The organism is Enterococcus sp. AZ140 (genome assembly GCF_051714405.1).
GTDB classification, from domain to species: Bacteria; Bacillota; Bacilli; order Lactobacillales; family Enterococcaceae; genus Enterococcus_B; species Enterococcus_B pernyi.
Window position 1 is genome coordinate 2,784,384 of sequence record NZ_JBIORU010000001.1, and the last position, 23,662, is coordinate 2,808,045.

Sequence of the window (23,662 nt, forward strand, 5' to 3'; positions counted from 1 at the left end):
ACGATTCCGAGTTATTAAATTATATATGACCACCTATTTTTTAAATTAAATATGTCGGTTATATTACTTGAGGGTTGCTGTTACATTACAACTTGCATAACAATATATTTTTATTCATTGATCCAAGTGAACAGGAATAGAAAACTCTTGTTTTTCGTTCTTATAATAAATGCTATAATGATTGGGCATGAAGGAGGAGTTAAATGAAAAATAAAAGAATCTTCCAAATCTCAGCCGCAAGTTGCTTCTTGCTTTTTCTAGCGTTGAGTCTACTTGTCTTATTTCGCGTGGATCTATTGTCTAGTTTTGACCAAACGCTGACCCATTGGATTCGTATTCCTTATCCTGATTGGAATCCATTTCAGCGGTTGATCACGACATTTGGAAATGCAATAACTGTCATTTTAGTATTTGGATTAGTTGCTCTTTGGTTATGGCACAAGAAAAAAAGAAAAGAACTGTATTGGTTCATCTTCAACTTTGTGCTAGTTGCTGGGATATTAAATCCACTAATCAAGCTTTTAGTGATGCGTGACCGTCCAAGTCTTCAACATTTAGTTGTCGAAACGACGTATAGTTTTCCCAGCGGACATGCCGCAACGAGTATGATCTTGTATGGCACATTGATTTTTTTGATGCCATCTTTGATCAAGACGAGAGAATGGGCATGGATGATCCAAGTATTGTTAGGTTTACTGATTCTGAGTATTGGCGCTAGTCGTGTCTATCTGGGTGTCCATTATCCTAGTGATATCCTCGGTGGTTATAGCTTGAGCCTATTTTGGTTATGCTTGACTTATCCTTGGTATGTCCAACAACGCTTGCCATTTACACAATCAAATAGGAAGAAGGGATTTTAATGGAATTTCCTTATGCTGAAGGTAATAAACGTTACCATTCTTGGAATTATGCGTTACGCCATGAATTTGGTGGGAAAATTTTTAAAGTACCGATTGATGGTGGCTTTGATTGTCCCAATCGTGACGGAACAGTTGCCCACGGTGGTTGTACCTTTTGTAGTGTTTCTGGCTCTGGTGATATGATCGTTGCTCCAGAAGAGCCACTACCGATCCAGTTTCAAAAAGAAATCGATATGATGCACAAAAAATGGCCACAAGTGAATCAATACATCGTTTACTTTCAAAATTTCACGAATACCCATGCGCCAGTCGAAGTTATTCGTGAACGATTTGAACAGGTCATCAACCTACCAGGTGTCGTTGGTTTATCAATTGGTACCAGACCAGATTGCTTACCCGATGAAGTCGTGGATTACTTAGCTGAATTGAATCAACGTTTATACTTATGGGTAGAATTGGGCTTACAAACGACTTATGAAGAAACCTCCGTCTTGATCAATCGAGCACATGATTATCAAACATACCTAGACGGTGTTACGAAATTACGGAAGCACAACATACGTGTATGTACGCATCTGATCAACGGATTACCAGGAGAATCATTGGAAATGATGCGGGAAAATGTTCGTCGCACGATCTTAGATTCTGATATCCAAGGAATCAAACTACATTTGATGCACTTGATGCGTAAAACAAAGATGTTACGTGACTATCATGAGGGCAGACTGCAATTGATGAGTCGAGCCGATTATGTATCTGTCATTTGTGACCAATTGGAAATGATTCCTCAAGAGATCATCATTCATCGTTTAACTGGTGATGCGCCTTGGGACTCGTTGGTCGGGCCAATGTGGAGTTTGAAAAAATGGGAAGTCTTAAATGCGATTGATGAAGAAATGATTCATCGCAATAGTTATCAAGGAAAGTACAATATTCGAGAAGGAGTCAAAAGCGGATGTTGAAAACGGCACTTCATTATAGTCATACGCTATTGGAGGAAATCATCCAACCAGGAGATCATGTGATTGATGCCACGATGGGGAATGGACATGATACTGTATTTCTTGCAGATAAAGTCGGACGAACTGGCCAAGTGTACAGCTTTGATATCCAAAAACAAGCAATGGAAGCCACGCAACAGAAATTGTCAGAAAATGGCTTATTGGATCGGACGATACTGTTTTTACAAGGACATGAAACCATTGGTGAAGTCATTGCTGAACAACAAGCGATCAAAGCCGGCATCTTCAACTTAGGCTATTTACCCAAAAGTGATAAATCCGTCATCACGCTACCTGAAACGACAAAAACAGCGATGGAAGAAATCTTGAAACGTTTAGTTCCACAAGGTCGCATGATCATCGTCGTTTATTATGGTCATGAAGGCGGCGAAGCAGAACTAGATATGGTACAAAGCTTTTGCCAAGCGTTGCCTCAAGAACAATTCAATGTTTTGAATTATCAATTTATCAATCAAAAAAATAATCCTCCGATCTTGTATTGTATTGAAAAAAAGAAAAACCACAACTAATAAAAACCTCCTTATCTTCTAGGGTGATAAAACTGAGAAGATAAAGAGGTTTTTCATTTGTTTAGCAGAACCTAACGACCTATTAGAATACCGTTTTCTTCATGACCCTCACTTGATCACATTTGACCTATGATTTGGTGAAATACTGTTTTAGCACACGAATGATCAATATTGTTACGCCTACTGCCAAAATAAAACTGATGATGGCTATTAGGATTCCTAAAATACCCATGATGTTCTCCTTACTATGTTCTATGTAACACGCTTAGACAAAACCCACTAACCCGCCAGCTAGTGGGTTTTGGTCGTAATATGAACCTGTTCTTTGTTGAATACATTATACTATAATACAATTAATATTCCAGTGTGTCTGTGTATTTAGAATAGAAATTCATCGTCACTTCTATTGATCAAACGATTATCATGAGGAATACTTGACTAAGTTCTTTTTATTTTGTATAGTGATGATTTCTAAAATCATTGACCTGACTTAATAAGAAATCACAGATTCACTTTCTAATAACTGAAAACTATTTGCCATAACTTTTGTTACATAAGTACGAGAGCCTTGCTAATTTTCAAAGGTTCATGTTTGGATTCATCCAAAAGCGCCAATCAGACTACATGACATGAAAAACACCAAACCAAGGGCTTCTTGATTTGGTGTTTTTCGACTTCCATTTGAACATTCGTTACACAATGACGGGAGTGGAGACATTCGTTCTCTCCAACCGCCTATTCAAACACAAACTGATTATGATACAACTCTGCATAAAAGCCATCTTCTGCTAATAATTGATGATGGTTTCCTTCTTCGATCACTTTGCCATCACGTAAAACAACGATGCGATCAGCGTTCAGGATCGTCTTCAAGCGATGGGCGATCACGAAACTTGTCCGACCTTTGATCGCTTCATCCATTGCTTTTTGGATTCTTGCTTCAGTTACTGTATCCACGTTACTTGTTGCTTCATCTAAAATCAATAGGTCTGGATTCGTGATGATTGTTCGCGCGATACTGATCAATTGCTTTTGCCCCGTACTGAACAAATTATTTTCCTCAGAGACGTGGGTATCATAGCCATGTTCGAGCGTCTGGATAAAGTCATGGATATTTGCTTGTTTCGCTGCGCTAACTACTTCTTCATCCGTTGCATCTGGTTTACCAAAGACAATATTGTCTCGGATCGTGCCAGAAAATAGAACGGATTCTTGTAGAACGATGCCGACATGTCGACGCAATTCGTCTAAATCATACTCGCGGATATCTGTTCCGTCAATGCTCACAGAGCCACCGTTCACATCATAGAAGCGATTCAACAAGTTCATGATCGTTGTCTTACCTGAACCAGTTGGGCCTACTAAAGCAACCATCTCGCCTTTATTCACATCAATGGAAACGTCATTTAAGACTAATTTCTCTGGACTATAGCCAAAATCAACATTCGTCAATGATAAGCCCTTTTCGATCCCTGCAAACGGTTTGCCGTTTTGTGGTTTCACTTCATCTTTTTCAGCAAACATTTCATTCAGTCTTCGCGCTCCAGTGATCGCTAACTGGATCATACTGTAGCCAGAAGAAATTTGCATCAATGGTTGATAATATTGTTGAGAATATTGGACGAAAGTAACTACTAATCCTAGCGCTACTGAACGTTCCAAATCACCATTCAACGCTAACCATCCACCAAAGAAAATCACGATCGCGGTGTTGACTAAAGACATACCTTGCATCATTGGGAAAAGTAACCCTGAGTACGCTTGTCCTTTAAATGTTGCTTCACGAACAGTTTTATTATGAGCTAAGAAACCTTCGATTGTTTCTTCTTGCAGGCCATTCGTGATGATCACGCGTTGCCCACTGATCTTTTCATCCATATAACCATTCAATTTACCGACTTCATCTTGTTGGATGTCGACATATTTGCGGGCTTTTTGGATGACTAGGACAGCAATCAAAATCGCGACCGGTGTAGAAGCAATCGTCGCCCAAGCAAGTTGGACATTTTGGCGGAACATCATGATCAAGATACCAACTAATAGAACCGCATTCGTGATCACTTGAAGAAGTGCTTGGTTCAAACTATTTTGGATATTATCCAAATCACTAGTGAAGCGACTAAGAATCTCTCCATCTTGATGGGAATCAAAAAAGCGGATCGTTAATTTTTCTAATTTATTGAATAATCCAATACGCATCCGGTTCGTTGATTTCCCGACCACTTGTGTAAATAAAATACTGTAAATAAAATTTGCCGCACTGGCTAAAACATAAAACATCAAAAGCTTCCAAATAATCGAAAGGAAATTGCTTTTATCATCGACACCTTGCATCAAAGCAGTAATATAATTTGCTAATTCTTGGAAAGCTTCCCCGATATATTGAGGTGCTTTTACTTGTAAGTAAGTTGCTGCAATCACAGTAATAAAGATAAAGAAGAAGGAAACCTTGTACCGCTTTAAATAATGATAGAAAAACTTACTTGCTTTAATCAAATCAGTCATGGCTACTCCTCCGTTCCTTTTTGAGTTTCGAAAATCTCTTGATATACCTGATTGTTTGCAACGAGTTCTTCATGCGTTCCTTCACCCACTAGTTTTCCTTCATCTAGTACCAAGATGCGGTCTGCTTTGACAACAGAAGCAATCTTTTGAGCGATAACGATCGTTGTCGTGTCTTTTAACTCACGATCAAGGGCTTCACGAACCAGTTTTTCTGAACGGGCATCTAATGCACTGGTACTGTCATCTAGAATCAGGATTTTTGGCTGACCGATCACACCACGTGTGATAGATAAACGTTGTTTTTGTCCACCAGAAAAGTTACTACTACGTTCTTCGACTGGTGCTTCATAACGATCAGCTAATTTCTCAATAAATTCTTTGGCTTGAGCGATAGAAGAAGCATTTTCCATATCCTTTTCTGTTGCATTCTTGTTCCCTTGACGTAAATTCTGGGCAATCGTGCCTGAAAAAAGAATCGCTTTTTGTAAAACAAACGAGACGGTTTTTCTTAAACTGTGTTCATTCACTTGTCGTAGATCAACACCACCAACTTCTACTTTCCCTTCCGTTGGATCGAACAAGCGTGGAATCAATTGTGCTAAAGTTGACTTTCCTGCTCCAGTTGCCCCAACAATACCAACCATTTCACCAGGCTCGATCGAAAAAGTGATATTTTTGAGTGTGTCTGCATCATCACCAGGATAACGGAAAGACACGTTTTCAAAACGAACAGAACCAGTCAATTCTTGTTCAGGTACATCTAGATAAGTTAAATCTGGTTCAGTATCTAAGATCTCTTTGATCCGTTTTAAGGAAACAGCGGCTCTTGAGGTCATCATCATCATCATACCGCCGATGATGATCGCCATCATGATCTGCATCAAATAGTTCATAAATGAAGCAATACCACCAATCAGGGTTGGATCATCTTTTGCAAGATCACTGACGAAGAAGATTGCTCCCACCACAGCTAAGTTCGCAGCTAACATAAATGAGGGGATCATGACTGAAAATAACGTTCCAACAATGATATTGTGCTTCGTTAAATCTTCACTAACTTTACTAAATTCATTCAACTGATTTTCTTCTTGGACAAACGATTTGACTACTCGAATCCCCATTAGATTTTCTTTTGCGATACTATTAACTTTATCGATCAGTTTTTGGATGATCATAAAGTGCTTGCCCATACGTGTAAAGGACAGAGCTGTGATCAAGAATACAGTAACGATCAAAAGAACGATGATCCACCACAACTGAGGCATTGTTGCCATCGCAAGAATAAATGCACCAATAAACAGAAACGGGATACGGAACAAAGATTGCAAAGAAATCATCACTAAGTTTTGGATCTGCGTAATATCATTCGTTAAGCGCACCACTAAATTTCCAGCAGAAAACTGTTCAATATTACCAAATGAGAAGGTCTGGATCTTGCGAAACGCTTCCTCCCGGATATCTGCACTGACACCCTGTGCGACTTTAGCAGAAAATATCGTGTTCGTGACTCCAGCTGCTAAACCTAGGAGTGCTAAACTAATCAAAGAAATGCCAATCGTACGCATTTCATCGCTGTCTTCTGTAATGATTGCTTCTAATACTTGTTGCAACAACTTAGGTTGCCAAAGCGTAGCTGTCACCATAAGTGCGACAGAAAGCAAAGAAACAAAAACAGCTAATCGATAGTTTTTTGCATGTTTTAAAATAAGCTTCATATTTGTGACTTACACCTCTCTTTTTTTATAATAAATCGTCCTATTTTATAATTCGTAAAAATAGACCGACTAACAATTTACCATGTTTGAAAAAAGAAATCAACCTGTAATTTTTTAACGCTGGAACTACTTTTATAATAGAAAGAAACTTTAAATTATCTGTTTTTAAATACACCTTCTTTCTTCTTGAGTTCATCTTCCTCTCACTATAAAAGGTACGTTATAGAATTCTTCTTTATTATGCTTATTTCCAATCCGTTTAGCACCTATCTTGCTCGGATCGATAAAAAAAGAAGCGATCTTTTTATAGGATCACTTCTGCATTTCTTCTACCATTCATAAGTAGACTTATTCTCGTTCTCTTGTCCAAGGGAGATCTAAAGATAAACTAGCGGCAAATTCTTTATAGGCTGTTCTTTCCTTCTGTCTTGTAGCACGGCGTTCCTCGTACCCACTGCAAACTAATTGCTCTTCCTCGGTTTCAGGAATGACATGTGGCACGGTAAACTCTTTTTCAAGGTTCATATGTGAAGGAACCGCAACGAATGTCGTAAAGCAAGTAGCAGCCAAATAGCGTTCACCTGTCGTTAAGTTTTCACCGATGATCTTCACAAAAACCTCCATTGATTTCTTATGGGCACCGGACACATAAGATTCCACGCAAACGGAATGATTTTCATGCAAAGGCTTCAAAAAATTCAAACTATCTAAAGAAGCAGTGACTGCCCCTCTGCGACAATGACGGGTGACCGAAATCGATGCTGCATCATCGATCATTGCCATTAGTTTCCCTCCAAAAAGATACCCAAATGGATTCAAATCAAAGGGAAAGATCCGATGTGTTTGGATAACCATCGAGTCTTTGCAATACTTTGTTTCTTCCATACGGTGTCAGCTCCTTTTGTTGAACAACCAAGCGAGCGCTCGTTGGATCCATTGATCCCAAAAAATCCAATCATGTTCACCAGGACCATGTTCAAATGTCACATCGATGTTGTTTTCTTTTAAAATTTCTGCCATTTCTTGGTTGGCTTGATAGAGAAAATCGGATTCACCACAAGCAAGATAGATGCGTGGGGCTTCTTTGCCACTGTTAGCCAACGCTTCGACAAGGTAAGCCGGATCATTGACTGAACCTTGAATGCTATCTAGTGGACCAAAAATCCCTTCCCAGAACTTGGCTTGACGGATCATCAATAAATCGTCCATTCGATTACCAACCGACACCGCACCTGAGAGAGAAATAATAGCTGAGAAACGTTCGGGCTTTGCTAACCCCAATTTCAACGCACCATATCCACCCATTGAAAGACCGGCTGCATACGTTTTTTCTCGTTTCGTTGTCAGTTGTGGGAACAATTCGTGACAGATTTCTGGTAATTCTTCTGAGATAAACGTCCAGTACTTCATATCATACGTTGTGTCTGTGTACCAACCTAAATCCGTTGATGGCATGATGACGGCTAACCCGTAATCCGCCGCATATCTTTCAATGGAAGTCCGCCGTTGCCAAACACTATGATTGCCTCCCATACCATGTAACAGGTAAAGCACTGGAACATCCGTCAGATTTGCCGACGTACTTGTCCCAATCACTTTTTTGGTTGTCTGAGGTAAGATCACATTTAGATTGACTTCCATTTCTAATACGTTTGAATAAACATTTGCTTGGATAAATGCCATATGTTTTTCGCCTTCTTTACTTTATTCAGATCGTTTTTCTGACAACAATCTGTAAATTTACTTGTATTCTTTTATTGTAGCATTTTTTTGACGAAGTAAAAATGTTAGCCCCAGCGCGATGATGACTAATAATAAGCCTACTAGATAGACTTGGTGTAACCCATGATACAAAATTTCTCGTAATGGTGTTAATATTTCTGCGTCAATCATTTTTGCTGTTTGTGGATTGACTAATTTGTTCATGATGTCCGGATCGTCTGTCAATTGTTTGGCAGCAAGTTCAGCTTGCGTGACTCGGTTGATCAATAATCCAAAAACTGCGACCATCACTGTTTGCCCAATGGTGCGGACTAACGTATTAAACGAAGTGGCAACACCCATTTGTTCTGAAGGCACACTGTTTTGTGCGCTGACAGTCGATGTTGTCATTGTGATCCCTAAACCGACACCGATGATCGTTGAAATCAGGAAGAACCATAAAAAATTACTTTGAAATGGCATCAACCAAAGTCCTGCACCACCGATAATGGTAATGAACAACCCGATACGTAACACTCGATAGGTGGTCATCTGGGTCATCCACTTACTTGCTAAGAACGAACCAACCATCCAAACAAGAGAAAGTGGTGCCAAAACTAATCCACCAATTGCCGCATTAAGTCCTAATACTCCTTGCATCCACATTGGGATATAGACATCGATCCCCATTAAAAAACCACTTGCTAAAGCTGCTGCTGCATTCACAACGACAAAAAGCGGGTTTTTGAATAGGTGAAGCATGATGACAGGATCTTCTGCTCGTTTTTCAACAAATAGGAATAAGAAAAAGAACAAAATACTCCCTATCAATAATCCCAATACAAATGGTGTCAGCCCTTGATCACCTAGTAATTGAAAACCTAGTAACAGCAAAACCAACGTAAACATCAAACTAAAACTACCTTTAAGATCCATTGGTTTCGCTTCACGAGTTGTTTTTGGTTCATTGAGATAGAGCCAAATCAGCACCATCAGTAATAACCCGATCGGCACATTGATGAAAAAAATCCAGTGCCAACTCAATGCTTCCACAATAAATCCACCAGCTAATGGACCAAACACACTAGCGATTCCCCAAGCTGAACTATTCAACCCTAACACTTTTGCTCGTTTTTCAATCGTGTACAAATCGCCAATGATCGTCAATGCGACTGGCATCATTGCTCCTGCACCCATCCCTTGAATTGCCCGCGAAATAATCAAGCCAAGCATAGATTGAGAAAGCCCACAAAAAAGTGAACCGATAATAAATAATAGCGTACCGAAAATAAAAATCGGTTTTCTTCCAACTTTATCTGCAAGTTTCCCATAGATGGGTGTCAACATGGCATTCGTCAATAAATAAATCGAAAACACCCAGTTCATCATTTCCATGCCGTGCAGTGAACCAACGATCGTTGGCATTGCAGTCGTAACGATTGTCCCCTCAATCGCCGTCATAAATGTAGCGATGAACACGCAGATCGTTACGACTTTCACGTTTGTTTTTCTTTCCATTCTCAAGCCCACTCCTTATCGTAACTTCCGTTATTTAAATGGCATCATCTGCCTAATAAACTTCGACTCTGCTAAAAAAGCCAAAATACTCTAAAAGTAGCATAAGCTACTTTCGAATATCCCGGCTTACTGGTCTACATTTGATGTGCGTCACACGCAGCGAACACATTCAATTCAAACATAAATTATTTAGCTAAACTAGCTTTTAATGCATCTACTTTATCTGTTTTTTCCCATGGCAAGTCAACATCTGTACGTCCAAAATGACCATATGCAGCTGTTTGTTTATAGATTGGACGACGCAAATCAAGCATTTCGATGATTCCGGCAGGACGTAAGTCAAAGTTTTCTCTTACCGCAGCAATCAACGCTTCTTCTGGCACTTCTGCCGTTCCAAAGGTATTGATGGAGATCGAAACTGGTTGAGCGACACCGATTGCATAAGCCAATTGGACTTCTACTTTACGAGCAAGTCCTGCTGCTACGATATTTTTCGCAATGTAACGTGCCGCATAACTTGCTGAACGGTCAACTTTCGTTGCATCCTTCCCAGAGAAAGCACCGCCGCCATGACGGGCATACCCACCATACGTATCAACAATGATTTTTCGTCCTGTCAATCCAGCATCTCCTTGAGGTCCGCCGATCACAAAACGTCCAGTAGGGTTAATATAATATTTTGTTTGTTCGTCCAGTAGTTCTGCTGGAATAACTTCTTTGATCACTTTTTCAATGACATCTTGACGAATCGTTGCATTATCAACTGCATCATCATGTTGTGTCGAAATAACGATCGTATCAACTCTTTCTGGTTGTCCTTGGTCATTATATTCTACAGTGACTTGTGATTTTGCATCTGGGCGCAAATATGTTAATTCTTTTGATTTACGCAATTCAGCTAAACGTCGTACTAAGCGATGACTTAAGGCAATTGGTAATGGCATCAATTCTGGTGTTTCGTCCACTGCAAAACCAAACATCAAGCCTTGGTCGCCAGCGCCGATTTCATCTAATAAATCTCTTTCTTTTTCGTCACGGATCTCAAGTGCTTCATCCACCCCTTGAGCGATATCTGGTGACTGCTCGTCAATTGCTGCCAATACTGCTACAGTATCACCATCAAAGCCGAATTTTGCACGAGTATAACCAATTTCTTTGACTGTCTCACGTACCACTTTTTGGATATCCACATATGCTGTCGTAGAGATTTCGCCAAATACTAAAACTAGCCCTGTCGTTACAGACGTCTCACAAGCTACTCTTGCATTTGGATCTTGTTCTAGGATCGCATCTAAAATCGCATCACTGATTTGATCAGCGACCTTATCCGGATGTCCTTCTGAAACAGATTCTGATGTAAATAAATGTCTTTCTACCATAATTATGATTCCCCCTAGTTAAATTCGGTTACAAGGCATCTCCGTTCGTACGGATCCTCTCGGGAACTTGCAACGAGTCAAGTATAGCAGATAAACAGATTTTACGCTCGTTTTTTTGTTACTTTTTAGAAAAAAGAGAAAGTTGTAAAAATGATAAGGAAACGACTTTTTTAGAATAAATACTCTAGAAGGAGTTCGTGTGTTTTAGTTCGTAAAATCAGTTATTGAACGTATTTAATTGGCTCTTTTTCTATTGCCTTTTTAGTTCATTTATTGCTGGCTTTCTGGCTAGATCTTTACTTGTTACTTTTGCCTGATGTTTGACTTGAGAAAGCATAGAAGAGAATCGATTTTCTCGTGAGGAACAAATAGTAACTTCTTCCGAAGCAGTTGCCAGTGTGTGAACAGCTTGCCTACTGGTATTATGCCAAGGTAAGGGAATCCATTGTTTACTTATTTGATTGAAGTGATTAAATTTTTCAATTCTGTTGCGGTGATTGATTTCTTTCTGAATTTCTATTGTTTTTTCCTGAAGAAAATCAATCGAAGAATCGATTATTTCTTTTGCTATTGGTATCTGGGTATAGGTGTTTCGATCGGTTATAAAACTTATTTCATGTCTAATACTTAGAAGTGCGCGATGCAAGTCCGACAAGTCAACTTCACTGATCTCACGTTGATATAATGTCCCCGGCGCCTCTGCTACTTTTAAGATTTTTTCTGTTATTTTTTCGTCGACTGCTGGTGGAATACTGCCACCTCTATTCAAGATTACCTTTATATAAGGATCTTCTCTGTATAATGAACGGATATTTCGATACCATTTCTCTTTGCTAAGACTACTACCCGATTGTTGCGCATGCGTATATATCGAATTTCTAAATCGACAATAACCAAAAACATAATCAAAGTTTTTATTCCATTCCCGATTGTGTTCCTTCATTGCATGAAGAAATCTTTTCTGCATCTCAAAAGTTGCGTTCTTATGCTTACTATTCCACGTTGGTGTTATTTTAGAGCAATCATCTAATTCAAATAGGCATTTATTACAATTGAACAAAATCAATCTTAAAGATGTTTCGATGCCACTTACTCCATAATTATTAGTCGTTGGCGGTTCCAATTTTATGGCAGGAATCTTTTTGAATTGGTGAGAAAGAGCTTCAATTTTTATTAATGTTCCATATGGATGGAAATTTAATAAATCCCGTGCAGAAAATAAAATATTACTCAATTCTTCAGCTTTAGCGGCTGATACTATCACATAAGATACAGCCCCCGCACCAATCTCTTTTTTCTTATCTACTTGCATCACCAGAAACTGGTCATCCTTTTTGTAGACAGTTAGCCCACAGACATGTCCAGCTTGGTCAGAAGCTAACGTAGAATAACTCGTCGGAAAAAGCATAAAATCTGTCGGATCATTATTTCTCAAATTCTCTAAAACAATTTTTAACTTCTCCATTTGGTCAAAGCGATACAACGCAATCGTTCGTTCCAATGACTGAATGATAGATAGTTGCCTTTTTTTATCAATAAAAAAGCCATCTTTGTCATTTTTGATCATTTTTATGTAAGTTGAAAATAATAATATGTAATTTTCCGGTCTGACAAAATAATCCTTATTACTTTTTAGCGACAAAGTTAATGCTAACATATCCATTCTTCTTGCAAATTCATATAACTGTTTTGTTTCTCCAATCTCTGATGATAAAAAATAGGCGCTAGTCCTTGGTATCCACTTCTCTACAAACTGAACCAACCACCCTTTATCACTTAGCAATCCCCATTCTTTTTTTCTTAATTCTGTTCGTCTCTTTATTTCTGCGTAGTTTTCTTGAAAACGCTCGTCAATCCTTAAAAGTAGATGTTCATTCATTTTTTTAGCTACTGGAATTTTTATGAATGCTAATCGTTCTTTGATGATGGATCGTATACATCCATCAAATTTGAGCATTAGCACTAACTTATCATCAGCAACCTTCTTAATATCCTCTTCATAAAGTTCACTTAATGATTCTACTGCTCGATCAAGTCTTTTGATTAATTTCGCTTCATTTAGAATTGGAAGATCTCCATTACCATTTTGTATAGCGAGGATATAAGGATCCAATTTAAAAACCGTTTCAATAAGCTTATACCAAATTTTTTCTTGACTGTGGTGATGGAGGATCGTAGTTTCTATATCATACCCTTTTCGGTATAAATAATAACCAAAGATATAATCATACTGAGCATTCCATTTTTTGTTTTTTCCTTTGACTACTTTAAGAAACCTTTCGCGCATTTCTACTGTTGGATTCGGATGAACTAAGTTCCATATCGGTGTTACTCTCTCATTTATATCAATCGAGAATATATCTCTTTGGCAGTGATACAAAGCTAATTTTAACGTAGCCTCTAATTCCAGAATCACACAATTCCCTGTCATCTGTTCTTTCATTTGTATTGTTGGAATAGATTGAAATGCTGCTGAAATTGCTTCGATATCTTTAAATATATCAAAAGGTTTGTGTCCGTAATGATCTCGATTAACAAAGAGTATTTTACTTAAGTGCTCGATCTTCGTTAGCGGTATCTGGGTATAGGAAACAACGGTCTGTTTAAAGTATCTTTGTTTATCTACTTGGATCGCCAATAAATGATTGGTTTTCCGATAGAAGATCAAGCCACATAGATGAGCAGATAGCTTATGCTCAAACACAGAAAAAGTAGCCGGGAAAATTAGAAAGTCTGTGGGGTCATCACTCCTCAAGTTTAGTAATAATTCTCGTATCTTCATGGGTTTCTTGATCTCGAAAATCTGTTTCGAGTATTTTAATGATTCAATAATGTGTGCCTTTCGTTCCTTATCAATGAAAAAGGCATCTTGATCATTTTGGATCATTTTTTCATACAGTGCAAAAATCATTTCTAGTCCGTCATAAAAGCGATCATTTTCTTTCAAAGACAGATTCATGGCAAGTATATCAATTCTTTTCTTAAAATCATTTATTTCCATTCGTTCTTTTTTCGATTGTTTCTTCATTATTCATAGTTACCTCCAAAATAAATCATTTTAGGTTTTGTTACAACATTCATCGTATTGCTAACAAAATATGACACATTTTATCGCCCATTTTGGGCTTTTAAAAAGAGAGAATGGACGGACAAATACCTTGCATATTATGGTAGGTATTTAAATCTATCCTTTCTCTCATGTATTTCTTCATATGCACTCGTTATAGGTAAGTTGTAATCAGCAAGCTATGCTCTTCGAATGAATCAAAACTATTTATCTTCTTTTAAAGCCAAGCTTAAAGCGAACTTAGCTGATTTTTTATCCATTCATTTCCATAGTTATTGTTTTCGACAATCCCTTCACTTTCCATTAAAATAATTAACGAAAAATCACTTCTCTTGTCTATGATTCGTCTTGTTTGTTGCTTCTCTCACTAGATTATTGCTGACAGAACCAGATAAATTTTTTGCTCGATCACATAGTTCTGAAAAGCGCCCTTTTAGAGTATCACCCAAATTTGTACTTCTCGTTACCAAATTAAGTGAGGCACGAGAGCTGTGGGCAACTGGACTTGATGTTTCCGTAATTGGCATAGTGGTGGAGCGATAGATTGGTTCTTCCTTTTGTTTCTTTTGTGCGAGATCTACCCGTCTCTGATACTCTCTTTGCAATCTGTCATTCTTCATTTCGGTATAATAAACCATGTGTTCGGACATTTCTTTGGCTACGGGAATTTTGATAAATGGGAGGCGTTGTTTTATAAAACCTTGCACATATGCGTTAATTTGAATCTCTTGCTGGATCTTAGATGTTTCCATTATTCTCAAGACACTATCAGGTAACGATCCCATTGATTCAACCATTTCCTTCACTTTTTTTCTTAGTTGTTCATCAAAGATCGTCGGAATCTCCCCCCTTCTGTTTACCATTTCTTGAATATAAGGATCATGCTGAAAAAGATACCGGATATTCTTAAGAAGGGCTTGTTTTTGATCAATTCCTGAATGTTCCATTTTTTTACATATGTTTTTAAAATAAAAATAATAATCGTAGATATATTGCAAATTTTTATTCCAATTCCCATTCATCCCTTTAACTGCCAAAAGAAATCTCTCTTTCATTGTTACAGTAGTTCCAAGATCTTCCATCCACCAATTTTGGCGTCTCTGAGGTCTTGCTAACATAGGCTCATCCAGCTTTCCCCATTTGGGGGTCACCTTCTCCTGGTCATTCAAATGAAATATATCTTTTTTACAATTAAACAGGATAGTTCTCAACGATGCTTCTATTTCACTAATGACGGAATTATCAATGGTTTGCTCTTTGAGTTGTATTGCTGGAATCGGGCGAAATTCATGTGATAACCCTTCAATTTTTTTTAGTATATCGTATGGTTTTTCATTTGAAAAATGGCGTTCTGAAAAAAGCAATTGACTCAATGCTCTTGCCTTTTCAAAAGGAACTTTCACATACGATACCGATCCTGTACGATAGGACTGTTCTTTGTCCACTTTCAGCACAACAAAATTGTTTTCTCTTTTGTAAATTGTCAGACCGCAAACATGCCCAAAATACTTCTGTGTATGATCAGTGGAAAAAGCTACCGGAATAAGCATAAAATCGGTGGGGTCATAATTTTTCAGTTTTTCGAAAATAGTTTGGAGACTTTCTGCGCCATCCATGCGATACAACTGTATTGTTCTCTTTAACGAATGGACAATATTCATTGTTTGTATTCGATCAACAAAAAAATTATTATAATCCGTTTTGATCATCTTCGCATAGATTGAAAATAGCAATTCGTAACTTTCCGGTGAAACAAATGATTGATCATTCGGTTTCAGCGATAATGACATAGCTAACATGTCCACTCGTTTTGCAAATTCTTGTCTTTGCTCTATTGCCTCTGGATTCGGAGTGATATAATCCATGAGACTAGTTGGTACTACTTTTGAGACGAACTGCGTGATTCTACTGCTTTCATCCAGCTTTCTTCTTATTGTCATACGACGCTTTAATTCACCCTCTATTTCTTGAGTGCGAACTTCCATTTTTGAAAGACACAGTTGGGTCATCTCCTTAGCTATCGGAAGTCTGATTAGAGGTAATCGTTCTTTATAAACGCTGATTATTTCACCATTCTTATGAAGCCCATTTTCTAACTCACTAAACGGCAAATCGATGACTTCTCCTCCTCCTAATTGATCTAATGCATCTAATACATCTACTACGGACATTTCCATTCTGTTCCTTAGATAAGAGAGTTCCCTGCTAACAGTTCTTGAAATATCACCGTTGCTTTTACGCAATGCTACTATATAGGGATCTTCTACAAATAGAAATTCAACGATGTTCGACCACGGTGGATAAAAGCTCTCTGTTGCTACGACAGAATTTTCAATCAATCGATTTTTCTTATATAAAAAATAATCAAAAACATAGTCAAACTGATCGTTCCATTCTTGCTTTTGACCTTTGACCGCTTCAAGAAATCTTTTTTTCATTTCAATATTTGGATCAGGATGTTTCATGTTCCATGGTGGTAACGGTTGAATAGTCGAGCTGATATAAAATTCATTTGTGCGACAATTGGACAAAATGATCCTCAAAGCACTCTCTACTTTACCGATCCAATGATCATTGAACGCTATAGTTTCTTTTTTATCAATGGGCGTAGGCGTAACTTCGTATTGGTCTGAAATTTCTCTGATTTCATCCACTATATTGGGTACTACTGAATCAATTGATTCAATCGTGTTACGACTAAAAGAGATAATTTCACATAAACTAGCGACATCCATTAAGGGTATCCAAAAATATTCCAGTTGCCTTGGTTCATCCTGTTGTCCATTCTCTACCTGCGTCACAACAAAATAATCTTCTTTTTTATAGATTGTTAAAGTGTTCAACTGTGGCTGCATATATTCACTAATCGGATTCTTAATAGGAATAGGAAATATCATAAAATCTGTTGGATCATTATTCCTCATATTTTCCAACAATTTTTTCAAGTTCTGGCTATTTTCAATGCTACAGAATTCTTTTGATCGTTGTAAGGATTCGAGTACACTCACCTGTTGCTCTTTTTCCATGAAAAACTCATCAGGATCGTTCTTGATCATGCTGATATAAGTTGAAAAAACCAATTCATACATTCCTAATGATGAACGAAAGTTTTCCCACATTGTATCCAGTGAGAGTGCCAAAGTCAGCATATCTAGTCTTTTAATAAATTCATCTTCCGTGTCCATATCATTCTTTCCTCCTATCTAATCTAGTTATTTATGACTCCCCTTAGTACAAACCTGTTGTTTTTGTCCTTCGTATCTATTAAATAAGTTCCCAACCACAGAACCCTATTGATTAACTTACTAAAATCACATATATATTTTTCAAGATCCATCAGTTACTTTGTCAATGTATTCTGCACGTTACATTTGACCTGTTTACTGACTAAACGTTGATTTTTAGCTTCTGACACTTGTTTCACTTGATCAATCATCGAAGTAAAGCGATTCGACACAGGGATCATAGTCCCTGTTGTTCTTTGAGAAGTAGGTGATGATAGTTGAGGGCTTTGAACGCTAACAGTAGGGGATACTATTGGTAGCCGTTCCATCAATTGACAGGTAGATTCTTTTGGTTCAATGCCGATACGTCGACTGATTTCCTTCTTTATTTCTATATTCTTTATCATTATGCGAGCAATATAGTAGTCTAACATTTCTTTTGCCACAGGGATTTTGAGAAAGGAGAGTCTCCCTTTTAATAATTCTAGTTCATAGGTATTCTCTTGTATTTCTTTGTATAGTTCAGATAACCCGACTGCTTTGATTTCTCTGTTCAACAATATACCTGCTTTTCCTACGAGTTCTATCATTTTCTCTTTTAAAGGCACATCAAAATCAGCTGGGATCATTCCCCCGCTATTCAGTATTTCTACAATGTAAAGATCATTAGAATATAAATGACGTATGCTTGTATACCAGTAATCTTTATGTATAGATAATTGTGCTTCTCCCCATTTTATCGATTGTTTTTTTCGATAAAGATAATAACCCAATACATAATCAAAATTTTCATTCCATTCCTGATCTGTTCCTTTCATTGCCTCAACAAATCGTACCTTCATCTCTATGGTTGCTGAATCTTGACTATCTCCTCCCCATTTTGGAGTGATTCGATCACACGTTTGTAAAGCAAAGATATCCTTTTTACAGTGGAATAAAATCAATCTCAAAGTAGCTTCGATTTCAATAATTCCACAATTACCAGTGGTTTGATGCGCTAATTTTATCGATGGGATCGTTTTGAATTTATGAGAAATAGCTTCGATTTTTCTTAGGATTCCATATGGCTTAAAATCAAAAAATTCTCGTGCAGAGAAGATAATTTGACTTAACTCCTGAATATTTTTTAACGGTACTTTAACATAAGATACTGCACCTGATTCAAAAAAAGACTCTTTATCTACTTGCATAATAATCAATTCATTGTCTCTTTTATATATGGTCAATCCACAAATATGCCCGCCTTCTTTTGGATCTAACATATGAAAATAAGCTGGACACAGTACAAAGTCCGTTGGATCATTATTTCTTAAATTCAAAAAAATATTATGTAAGTCTTCTATGTTTGTTCGTTTATAAATCTCTATCGTTCGTTGTAAGGACTGGATAATATTGGGTTGACGTTGCTTATCAATAAAAAAATCTTCTTGGTCATTTTTGATCATCTTAATGTAGGTCGAAAATAATAGATCATAAATTCCTGGGAAACAATTGATATCATCATTGGATTTTAACGATAACGTTAAAGCCAACATATCTATGTTTCGTGAAAAAACCTGTTTTTTCTGTTGTTTCATTATTTCTGTTTGAACTAAACTACTGTCATTTGTTGATACTATGTTTGTTCCTAGCTGAACTAAACTATAACTATTACTTTCCAGAGTTAGTTCTTCTAGTTGATTCTTTATGATACGTCGTTTCATTTCTTTATTTATTTCTTGGTATCGCTCTTGTAGTCTTGAAAGGAAACGTTGATTCATTTCTTTTGCTATAGGGTTCTTGATCATAGTCAACCGATCTTCATAGATAGTGATCATTATTCCATCATGATAGAGTGTATTCATCAATTCAATCGAACTGACTAATGGGAGCTCTCTATCATACAGTACATTTAATGGTTTGACGGTTAAGACAAGATTTTTTTGCAATAGCTCCTCATCTATATCTAAAATCTTTCCATCGCTACTCATCAATGCAAGGATATAAGGATCATTATTAAAACTTTTTTTGATACTGTCCCGCCACTCATTTTGTTTATTACTAGGTAAAATTGCATTGATTCCAATATTTCCAGTTTGATACAAATAATAATCAAAAATGTAGTCAAATTGTTCATTCCAGATGTGATTGTCCGTTTTTATTGCTGCAAGAAGACTTTCACGTATTTGTATGGTCAGTTGAATATTTGCCCCCTGCCAGAGTGACTTTATCCTATCAGTCGTATTTAACGAAAAAATGTCTGCTATATAGTGGAACACTAGTATTTTAAAGATATCTTCTAAGGTACTGACCGGATTGTCCATTCCTTTTTTTACTATATTATTTAAAACAGGAATTTCCTGAAATCCAGCTGAAATTGACTTGATCCCATGGAATAAAGAGAACTCATCTGAATTTTGCACGTTCAACTTTAAAAAAAATAGTTCACTTAAACAAGCTGCTTTTGTTATTGGAATCCTAGCATATGACACCTGTCCTACACCAAATTGCTCTTTTCTATCTACTTGAACAACAAACAAATCATTTTCCCTTTTATATACGATCCAGCCACAATCATGTTGTAAATTATTTCCATCTTTATCTAGATTATTCCAATTTTGGAAAAGCATGAAGTCTGTTGGGTCATTATTGGTCATTTTTTCAATGATTTTCTGTAGAAAATTTGGATGACCACTGCTATAAAAATCCATAGATCTTTTCAGTGAATCAATCACTTTTGACTGGTTTTCTATATCAATAAAGGATTGATCATCATCATTTTCTAGCATGTTTATGTATGTTGCATACAGTGAATTATAAAAATCTGGTGAAGCAACTCTTTGATTATTTTCCTTTAACGAAAGTGCTAACGTTAATATTTGTAGTTTTTGGAGAAATTCATTTTTATTGTTTTCTTTCATCATTTCTTCGGTATTCATATTTTCCTTTGCCAAAATTCTATAAATAGTTCTAACCAATTTTAGAAGCTGTCAGATCAATGTTGATTTCCTGTTTTTACATTTCCGATTTTGCCGCTCGCTGACTACGCTCATTTGGTTCAATACGAGACGTCAATCCAGATCAAACAACTTCGATACACCTACTTTTTCGTTTGATGGATGCTCGTAAAATCGGCACTATAACTAAATTCAGTTGAAGATTGTCATCTCTATTCGCTGTATGTCAAGCTTTGTCAAAATGATAGGTGCAACAGGTTTAAAACATTCGGGGCATGATTGGAAGCTAGGATAGAGTCGTTTCCACTTCTATGGATTCAATTGCCATTATCTTCAATCTCCATTTCAGTTGACGGTTCATTGAGGGATAGTGCGGACGAAAATTGGTTTGTTTTCGATGTATCTGTCGAATCTTCTTTTCTAATTTATAGATATTACTTGTTTTGACTAACAGGTTTCCTCCCTACTCATCGTATTTTTTTACTTCTATTTACTTTCTTACTTGAGCACTGACTTTTAAGTACAGTACTTCTTTTGCTTGATAATTTTGTACCGATCCATTTGTAAGTAATGAAAAAATCATCTGAACTACAAGGCAGCCTATTTATTCCTTCTTTAAAACCAGCAACATTTCTATGGTTGTCTGTTGCTTCTTCTCCTTCCATATAATCCTTCTAACTAGATTTTTCTATCATCTAGTTAGAAAATTTATAGGTTTATAACCTCATATTTGGTACATTCTAACTAATTATAGTATAGTGACTGCTCCTATAAAAATTACCCATTTATTTTAAAATCACGAAAAAAGTACTCTCCCATAACATCAGCAAATCAATAAGTTAAAAAAAATAGTAGATTTATAGGATGAGCGTAATCATTCCCGCAGCTCTCCATCCAAAAGATGATAAAGGCCCTATAATGAAGAAAACTGATAAAAACAAAGCTGTACAGAAAAGAATTTCTCCATGGATGAACTTACAAAAAAATACTTAATGTAACAGGCAAAAAAATCATTTCCAAAGAATTAGCTTTAAGAAAAGAAAGAAGGTAGAGCCTCTCCACCATGATTCATGTAGGGTTAGATAATCAACCAACAGTTGATTGTATGGCATGTAAAATGAAAGTGACTAAATATAGAAATGGAATCATAAACGCCTTCCAAACACCTTATAGTTACGAGACATTGGAAGGAACAGACAATAATGTTAAGATCAACAAACAAATGACTCAAAGATACCGTCATTCCTGCCATTTTTGTGACCGTATTTACTTGATCTAAGGCTGTGGTATCACAGATCGATCCAAAACAAAAAGAATCAATCGAAGCGTATTTCTACTTCGATTGATTCTCGATGAAATTCTATCAATTTGAACTCGCCAACACTACTTGTCAAAGAGCAAAAAAAAAGATACTTGCTTGAAGTATCTTCGATGACCCGTACGGGATTCGAACCCGTGTTACCGCCGTGAAAGGGCGGTGTCTTAACCGCTTGACCAACGGGCCAGGTAAAAATATGAAAATAATGGGCCTAAATGGACTCGAACCATCGACCTCACGCTTATCAGGCGTGCGCTCTAACCAGCTGAGCTATAGGCCCATAAAAACTAAAAGCGGGTGACGAGAATCGAACTCGCGACAACAGCTTGGAAGGCTGTGGTTTTACCACTAAACTACACCCGCAGTATGGCGCGGGACAGAATCGAACTGCCGACACATGGAGCTTCAATCCATTGCTCTACCAACTGAGCTACCGAGCCAAACGGTTCCGACGGGAATCGAACCCGCGATCTCCTGCGTGACAGGCAGGCATGTTAACCCCTACACCACGGAACCAATGTTTTTAGTTTTTAATTGCGGGAGCAGGATTTGAACCTACGACCTTCGGGTTATGAGCCCGACGAGCTACCAGACTGCTCCATCCCGCGATAATATAAAAAAGGAGGATAAGGGATTCGAACCCTTGCACGGTTTTACCCGCCTGACGGTTTTCAAGACCGTTCCCTTCAGCCGGACTTGGGTAATCCTCCAATATAAAGCTAATGACCCGTACGGGATTCGAACCCGTGTTACCGCCGTGAAAGGGCGGTGTCTTAACCGCTTGACCAACGGGCCAGATAAAAATGAAACGGAGAAGGAGGGATTTGAACCCTCGCGCCGGTTTCCCGACCTACACCCTTAGCAGGGGCGCCTCTTCAGCCACTTGAGTACTTCCCCAAAACCATTAAGATTTTGAATAAATGGGCCTAAATGGACTCGAACCATCGACCTCACGCTTATCAGGCGTGCGCTCTAACCAGCTGAGCTATAGGCCCATAAAAACTAAAAGCGGGTGACGAGAATCGAACTCGCGACAACAGCTTGGAAGGCTGTGGTTTTACCACTAAACTACACCCGCGTGGCGGTCCCGACGGGAATCGAACCCGCGATCTCCTGCGTGACAGGCAGGCATGTTAACCCCTACACCACGGAACCAATGTTTTTAGTTTTTAATTGCGGGAGCAGGATTTGAACCTACGACCTTCGGGTTATGAGCCCGACGAGCTACCAGACTGCTCCATCCCGCGATAATATGAAAAGGAGGATAAGGGATTCGAACCCTTGCACGGTTTTACCCGCCTGACGGTTTTCAAGACCGTTCCCTTCAGCCGGACTTGGGTAATCCTCCAATATGAAATACAACGTCGCTATGGACCTTGTAGGACTCGAACCTACGACCGGACGGTTATGAGCCGTCTGCTCTAACCAACTGAGCTAAAGGTCCAGGCTCTTAAATAATCGCGGCGGAGGGGATCGAACCCCCGACCTCCCGGGTATGAACCGGACGCTCTAGCCAGCTGAGCTACACCGCGAAAAAAAGTATTCATTATTTAAATGAAATGGAGCCTAGCGGGATCGAACCGCTGACCTCCTGCGTGCAAAGCAGGCGCTCTCCCAGCTGAGCTAAGGCCCCTTGAAACTATTTACTAATCGGGAAGACAGGATTCGAACCTGCGACCCCTTGGTCCCAAACCAAGTGCTCTACCAAGCTGAGCTACTTCCCGTAAAACTAACGCGCCCAAGAGGAGTCGAACCCCTAACCTTTTGATCCGTAGTCAAACACTCTATCCAATTGAGCTATGGGCGCATATTTGTAATGCCGAGGACCGGAATCGAACCGGTACGGTGATCACTCACCGCAGGATTTTAAGTCCTGTGCGTCTGCCAGTTCCGCCACCCCGGCGCGTA

At 38.1% G+C, this 23,662-nt stretch carries 15 protein-coding genes, 20 tRNA genes and 1 riboswitch; of the genes, 5 read left to right on the top strand and 30 right to left on the bottom strand.

Going from position 1 to position 23,662, the window contains the following annotated elements; genetic code table 11:
• The first annotated feature begins 203 nt into the window (after positions 1–203).
• Genes IGJ39_RS12670 through IGJ39_RS12680 form a run of 3 tightly spaced genes read left to right on the top strand, consistent with a single transcriptional unit; the run spans position 204 to position 2,391 of the window.
• Positions 204–860: a phosphatase PAP2 family protein gene (locus IGJ39_RS12670; protein ID WP_071867920.1), complete on the top strand. Its 657-nt coding sequence runs from the start codon at positions 204–206 to the stop codon at positions 858–860.
• Positions 860–1,822 (top strand): TIGR01212 family radical SAM protein, encoded by a 963-nt coding sequence (locus IGJ39_RS12675; protein ID WP_019722572.1) that lies wholly within the window; start codon positions 860–862, stop codon positions 1,820–1,822. The genes IGJ39_RS12670 and IGJ39_RS12675 overlap by 1 nt, the downstream gene beginning before the upstream one ends.
• Positions 1,816–2,391, top strand: a complete 576-nt coding sequence (locus IGJ39_RS12680; protein WP_104776181.1) for a class I SAM-dependent methyltransferase — start codon at positions 1,816–1,818, stop codon at positions 2,389–2,391. Before IGJ39_RS12675 ends, IGJ39_RS12680 begins: the two co-directional genes overlap by 7 nt.
• A gap of 735 nt (positions 2,392–3,126) precedes the next feature.
• Here the strand turns inward: IGJ39_RS12680 and IGJ39_RS12685 are convergent.
• The 10 genes from IGJ39_RS12685 to IGJ39_RS12730 all read right to left on the bottom strand — a co-directional run bounded on the left by IGJ39_RS12685 (position 3,127) and on the right by IGJ39_RS12730 (position 21,101).
• Entirely contained in the window at positions 3,127–4,896 is a 1,770-nt protein-coding gene (locus IGJ39_RS12685; protein ID WP_108146029.1) for an ABC transporter ATP-binding protein, read from the bottom strand.
• Positions 4,897–4,898: 2 nt separating this feature from the next.
• Positions 4,899–6,611 (bottom strand): ABC transporter ATP-binding protein, encoded by a 1,713-nt coding sequence (locus IGJ39_RS12690; RefSeq protein WP_062806054.1) that lies wholly within the window; start codon positions 6,609–6,611, stop codon positions 4,899–4,901.
• 348 nt (positions 6,612–6,959) lie between these two features.
• Positions 6,960–7,496 carry an acyl-CoA thioesterase gene (locus IGJ39_RS12695; RefSeq protein WP_010734132.1) on the bottom strand — a complete coding sequence of 179 codons (537 nt, stop codon included), beginning with the start codon at positions 7,494–7,496 and terminating at the stop codon, positions 6,960–6,962.
• Between the two features lie 6 nt (positions 7,497–7,502).
• Positions 7,503–8,294, bottom strand: a complete 792-nt coding sequence (locus IGJ39_RS12700; protein ID WP_104776178.1) for an alpha/beta hydrolase — start codon at positions 8,292–8,294, stop codon at positions 7,503–7,505.
• Positions 8,295–8,351: 57 nt separating this feature from the next.
• Positions 8,352–9,830: an MDR family MFS transporter gene (locus IGJ39_RS12705; RefSeq protein WP_104776177.1), complete on the bottom strand. Its 1,479-nt coding sequence runs from the start codon at positions 9,828–9,830 to the stop codon at positions 8,352–8,354.
• Positions 9,831–10,015: 185 nt separating this feature from the next.
• The gene (metK, locus tag IGJ39_RS12710) at positions 10,016–11,209 is read right to left on the bottom strand and encodes a methionine adenosyltransferase (protein WP_010734128.1); all 1,194 of its coding nucleotides are present in this window, start codon (positions 11,207–11,209) and stop codon (positions 10,016–10,018) included.
• Positions 11,207–11,287: riboswitch (SMK box riboswitch) on the bottom strand. It overlaps the preceding gene by 3 nt.
• A gap of 172 nt (positions 11,288–11,459) precedes the next feature.
• A complete protein-coding gene (locus IGJ39_RS12715; RefSeq protein WP_438764933.1) occupies positions 11,460–14,237 on the bottom strand; it encodes a hypothetical protein in 2,778 nt (925 codons plus the stop codon).
• 362 nt (positions 14,238–14,599) lie between these two features.
• Positions 14,600–17,461: a hypothetical protein gene (locus tag IGJ39_RS12720; RefSeq protein ID WP_438764935.1), complete on the bottom strand. Its 2,862-nt coding sequence runs from the start codon at positions 17,459–17,461 to the stop codon at positions 14,600–14,602.
• A 155-nt stretch (positions 17,462–17,616) separates the two neighbouring features.
• The gene (locus IGJ39_RS12725; RefSeq protein WP_438764937.1) at positions 17,617–20,400 is read right to left on the bottom strand and encodes a hypothetical protein; all 2,784 of its coding nucleotides are present in this window, start codon (positions 20,398–20,400) and stop codon (positions 17,617–17,619) included.
• Positions 20,401–20,903: 503 nt separating this feature from the next.
• Complete coding sequence (locus tag IGJ39_RS12730) at positions 20,904–21,101, bottom strand: hypothetical protein (RefSeq protein WP_019723238.1); 198 nt, start codon at positions 21,099–21,101, stop codon at positions 20,904–20,906.
• Positions 21,102–21,300: 199 nt separating this feature from the next.
• Here IGJ39_RS12730 and IGJ39_RS12735 point away from each other — a divergent pair, with 199 nt between their 5' ends.
• A complete protein-coding gene (locus IGJ39_RS12735) occupies positions 21,301–21,429 on the top strand; it encodes a hypothetical protein (protein WP_438764939.1) in 129 nt (42 codons plus the stop codon).
• Between the two features lie 70 nt (positions 21,430–21,499).
• Positions 21,500–21,715, top strand: a complete 216-nt coding sequence (locus tag IGJ39_RS12740) for a hypothetical protein (RefSeq protein WP_195274038.1) — start codon at positions 21,500–21,502, stop codon at positions 21,713–21,715.
• 153 nt (positions 21,716–21,868) lie between these two features.
• Here the strand turns inward: IGJ39_RS12740 and IGJ39_RS12745 are convergent.
• The 20 genes from IGJ39_RS12745 to IGJ39_RS12840 all read right to left on the bottom strand — a co-directional run bounded on the left by IGJ39_RS12745 (position 21,869) and on the right by IGJ39_RS12840 (position 23,657).
• A tRNA-Glu gene (locus IGJ39_RS12745) sits at positions 21,869–21,940 on the bottom strand.
• A 20-nt stretch (positions 21,941–21,960) separates the two neighbouring features.
• Positions 21,961–22,034, bottom strand: a tRNA-Ile gene (locus IGJ39_RS12750).
• 12 nt (positions 22,035–22,046) lie between these two features.
• A tRNA-Gly gene (locus IGJ39_RS12755) sits at positions 22,047–22,117 on the bottom strand.
• A 4-nt stretch (positions 22,118–22,121) separates the two neighbouring features.
• A tRNA-Phe gene (locus tag IGJ39_RS12760) sits at positions 22,122–22,194 on the bottom strand.
• 3 nt (positions 22,195–22,197) lie between these two features.
• Positions 22,198–22,270 (bottom strand) — tRNA-Asp (locus IGJ39_RS12765).
• An 18-nt stretch (positions 22,271–22,288) separates the two neighbouring features.
• Positions 22,289–22,362, bottom strand: a tRNA-Met gene (locus tag IGJ39_RS12770).
• Between the two features lie 12 nt (positions 22,363–22,374).
• A tRNA-Ser gene (locus IGJ39_RS12775) sits at positions 22,375–22,464 on the bottom strand.
• A gap of 13 nt (positions 22,465–22,477) precedes the next feature.
• Positions 22,478–22,549, bottom strand: a tRNA-Glu gene (locus IGJ39_RS12780).
• 14 nt (positions 22,550–22,563) lie between these two features.
• Positions 22,564–22,651: transfer RNA gene (locus IGJ39_RS12785), tRNA-Ser, on the bottom strand.
• Positions 22,652–22,675: 24 nt separating this feature from the next.
• Positions 22,676–22,749: transfer RNA gene (locus IGJ39_RS12790), tRNA-Ile, on the bottom strand.
• 12 nt (positions 22,750–22,761) lie between these two features.
• A tRNA-Gly gene (locus tag IGJ39_RS12795) sits at positions 22,762–22,832 on the bottom strand.
• A gap of 1 nt (position 22,833) precedes the next feature.
• Positions 22,834–22,909: transfer RNA gene (locus IGJ39_RS12800), tRNA-Asp, on the bottom strand.
• Between the two features lie 18 nt (positions 22,910–22,927).
• Positions 22,928–23,001, bottom strand: a tRNA-Met gene (locus IGJ39_RS12805).
• A gap of 11 nt (positions 23,002–23,012) precedes the next feature.
• Positions 23,013–23,102, bottom strand: a tRNA-Ser gene (locus IGJ39_RS12810).
• 22 nt (positions 23,103–23,124) lie between these two features.
• Positions 23,125–23,198: transfer RNA gene (locus tag IGJ39_RS12815), tRNA-Ile, on the bottom strand.
• Between the two features lie 14 nt (positions 23,199–23,212).
• Positions 23,213–23,286: transfer RNA gene (locus IGJ39_RS12820), tRNA-Met, on the bottom strand.
• Between the two features lie 28 nt (positions 23,287–23,314).
• Positions 23,315–23,387: transfer RNA gene (locus IGJ39_RS12825), tRNA-Ala, on the bottom strand.
• A 17-nt stretch (positions 23,388–23,404) separates the two neighbouring features.
• Positions 23,405–23,478: transfer RNA gene (locus IGJ39_RS12830), tRNA-Pro, on the bottom strand.
• Positions 23,479–23,487: 9 nt separating this feature from the next.
• Positions 23,488–23,561: transfer RNA gene (locus tag IGJ39_RS12835), tRNA-Arg, on the bottom strand.
• 10 nt (positions 23,562–23,571) lie between these two features.
• Positions 23,572–23,657, bottom strand: a tRNA-Leu gene (locus IGJ39_RS12840).
• Between the last annotated feature and the right edge of the window lie 5 nt (positions 23,658–23,662).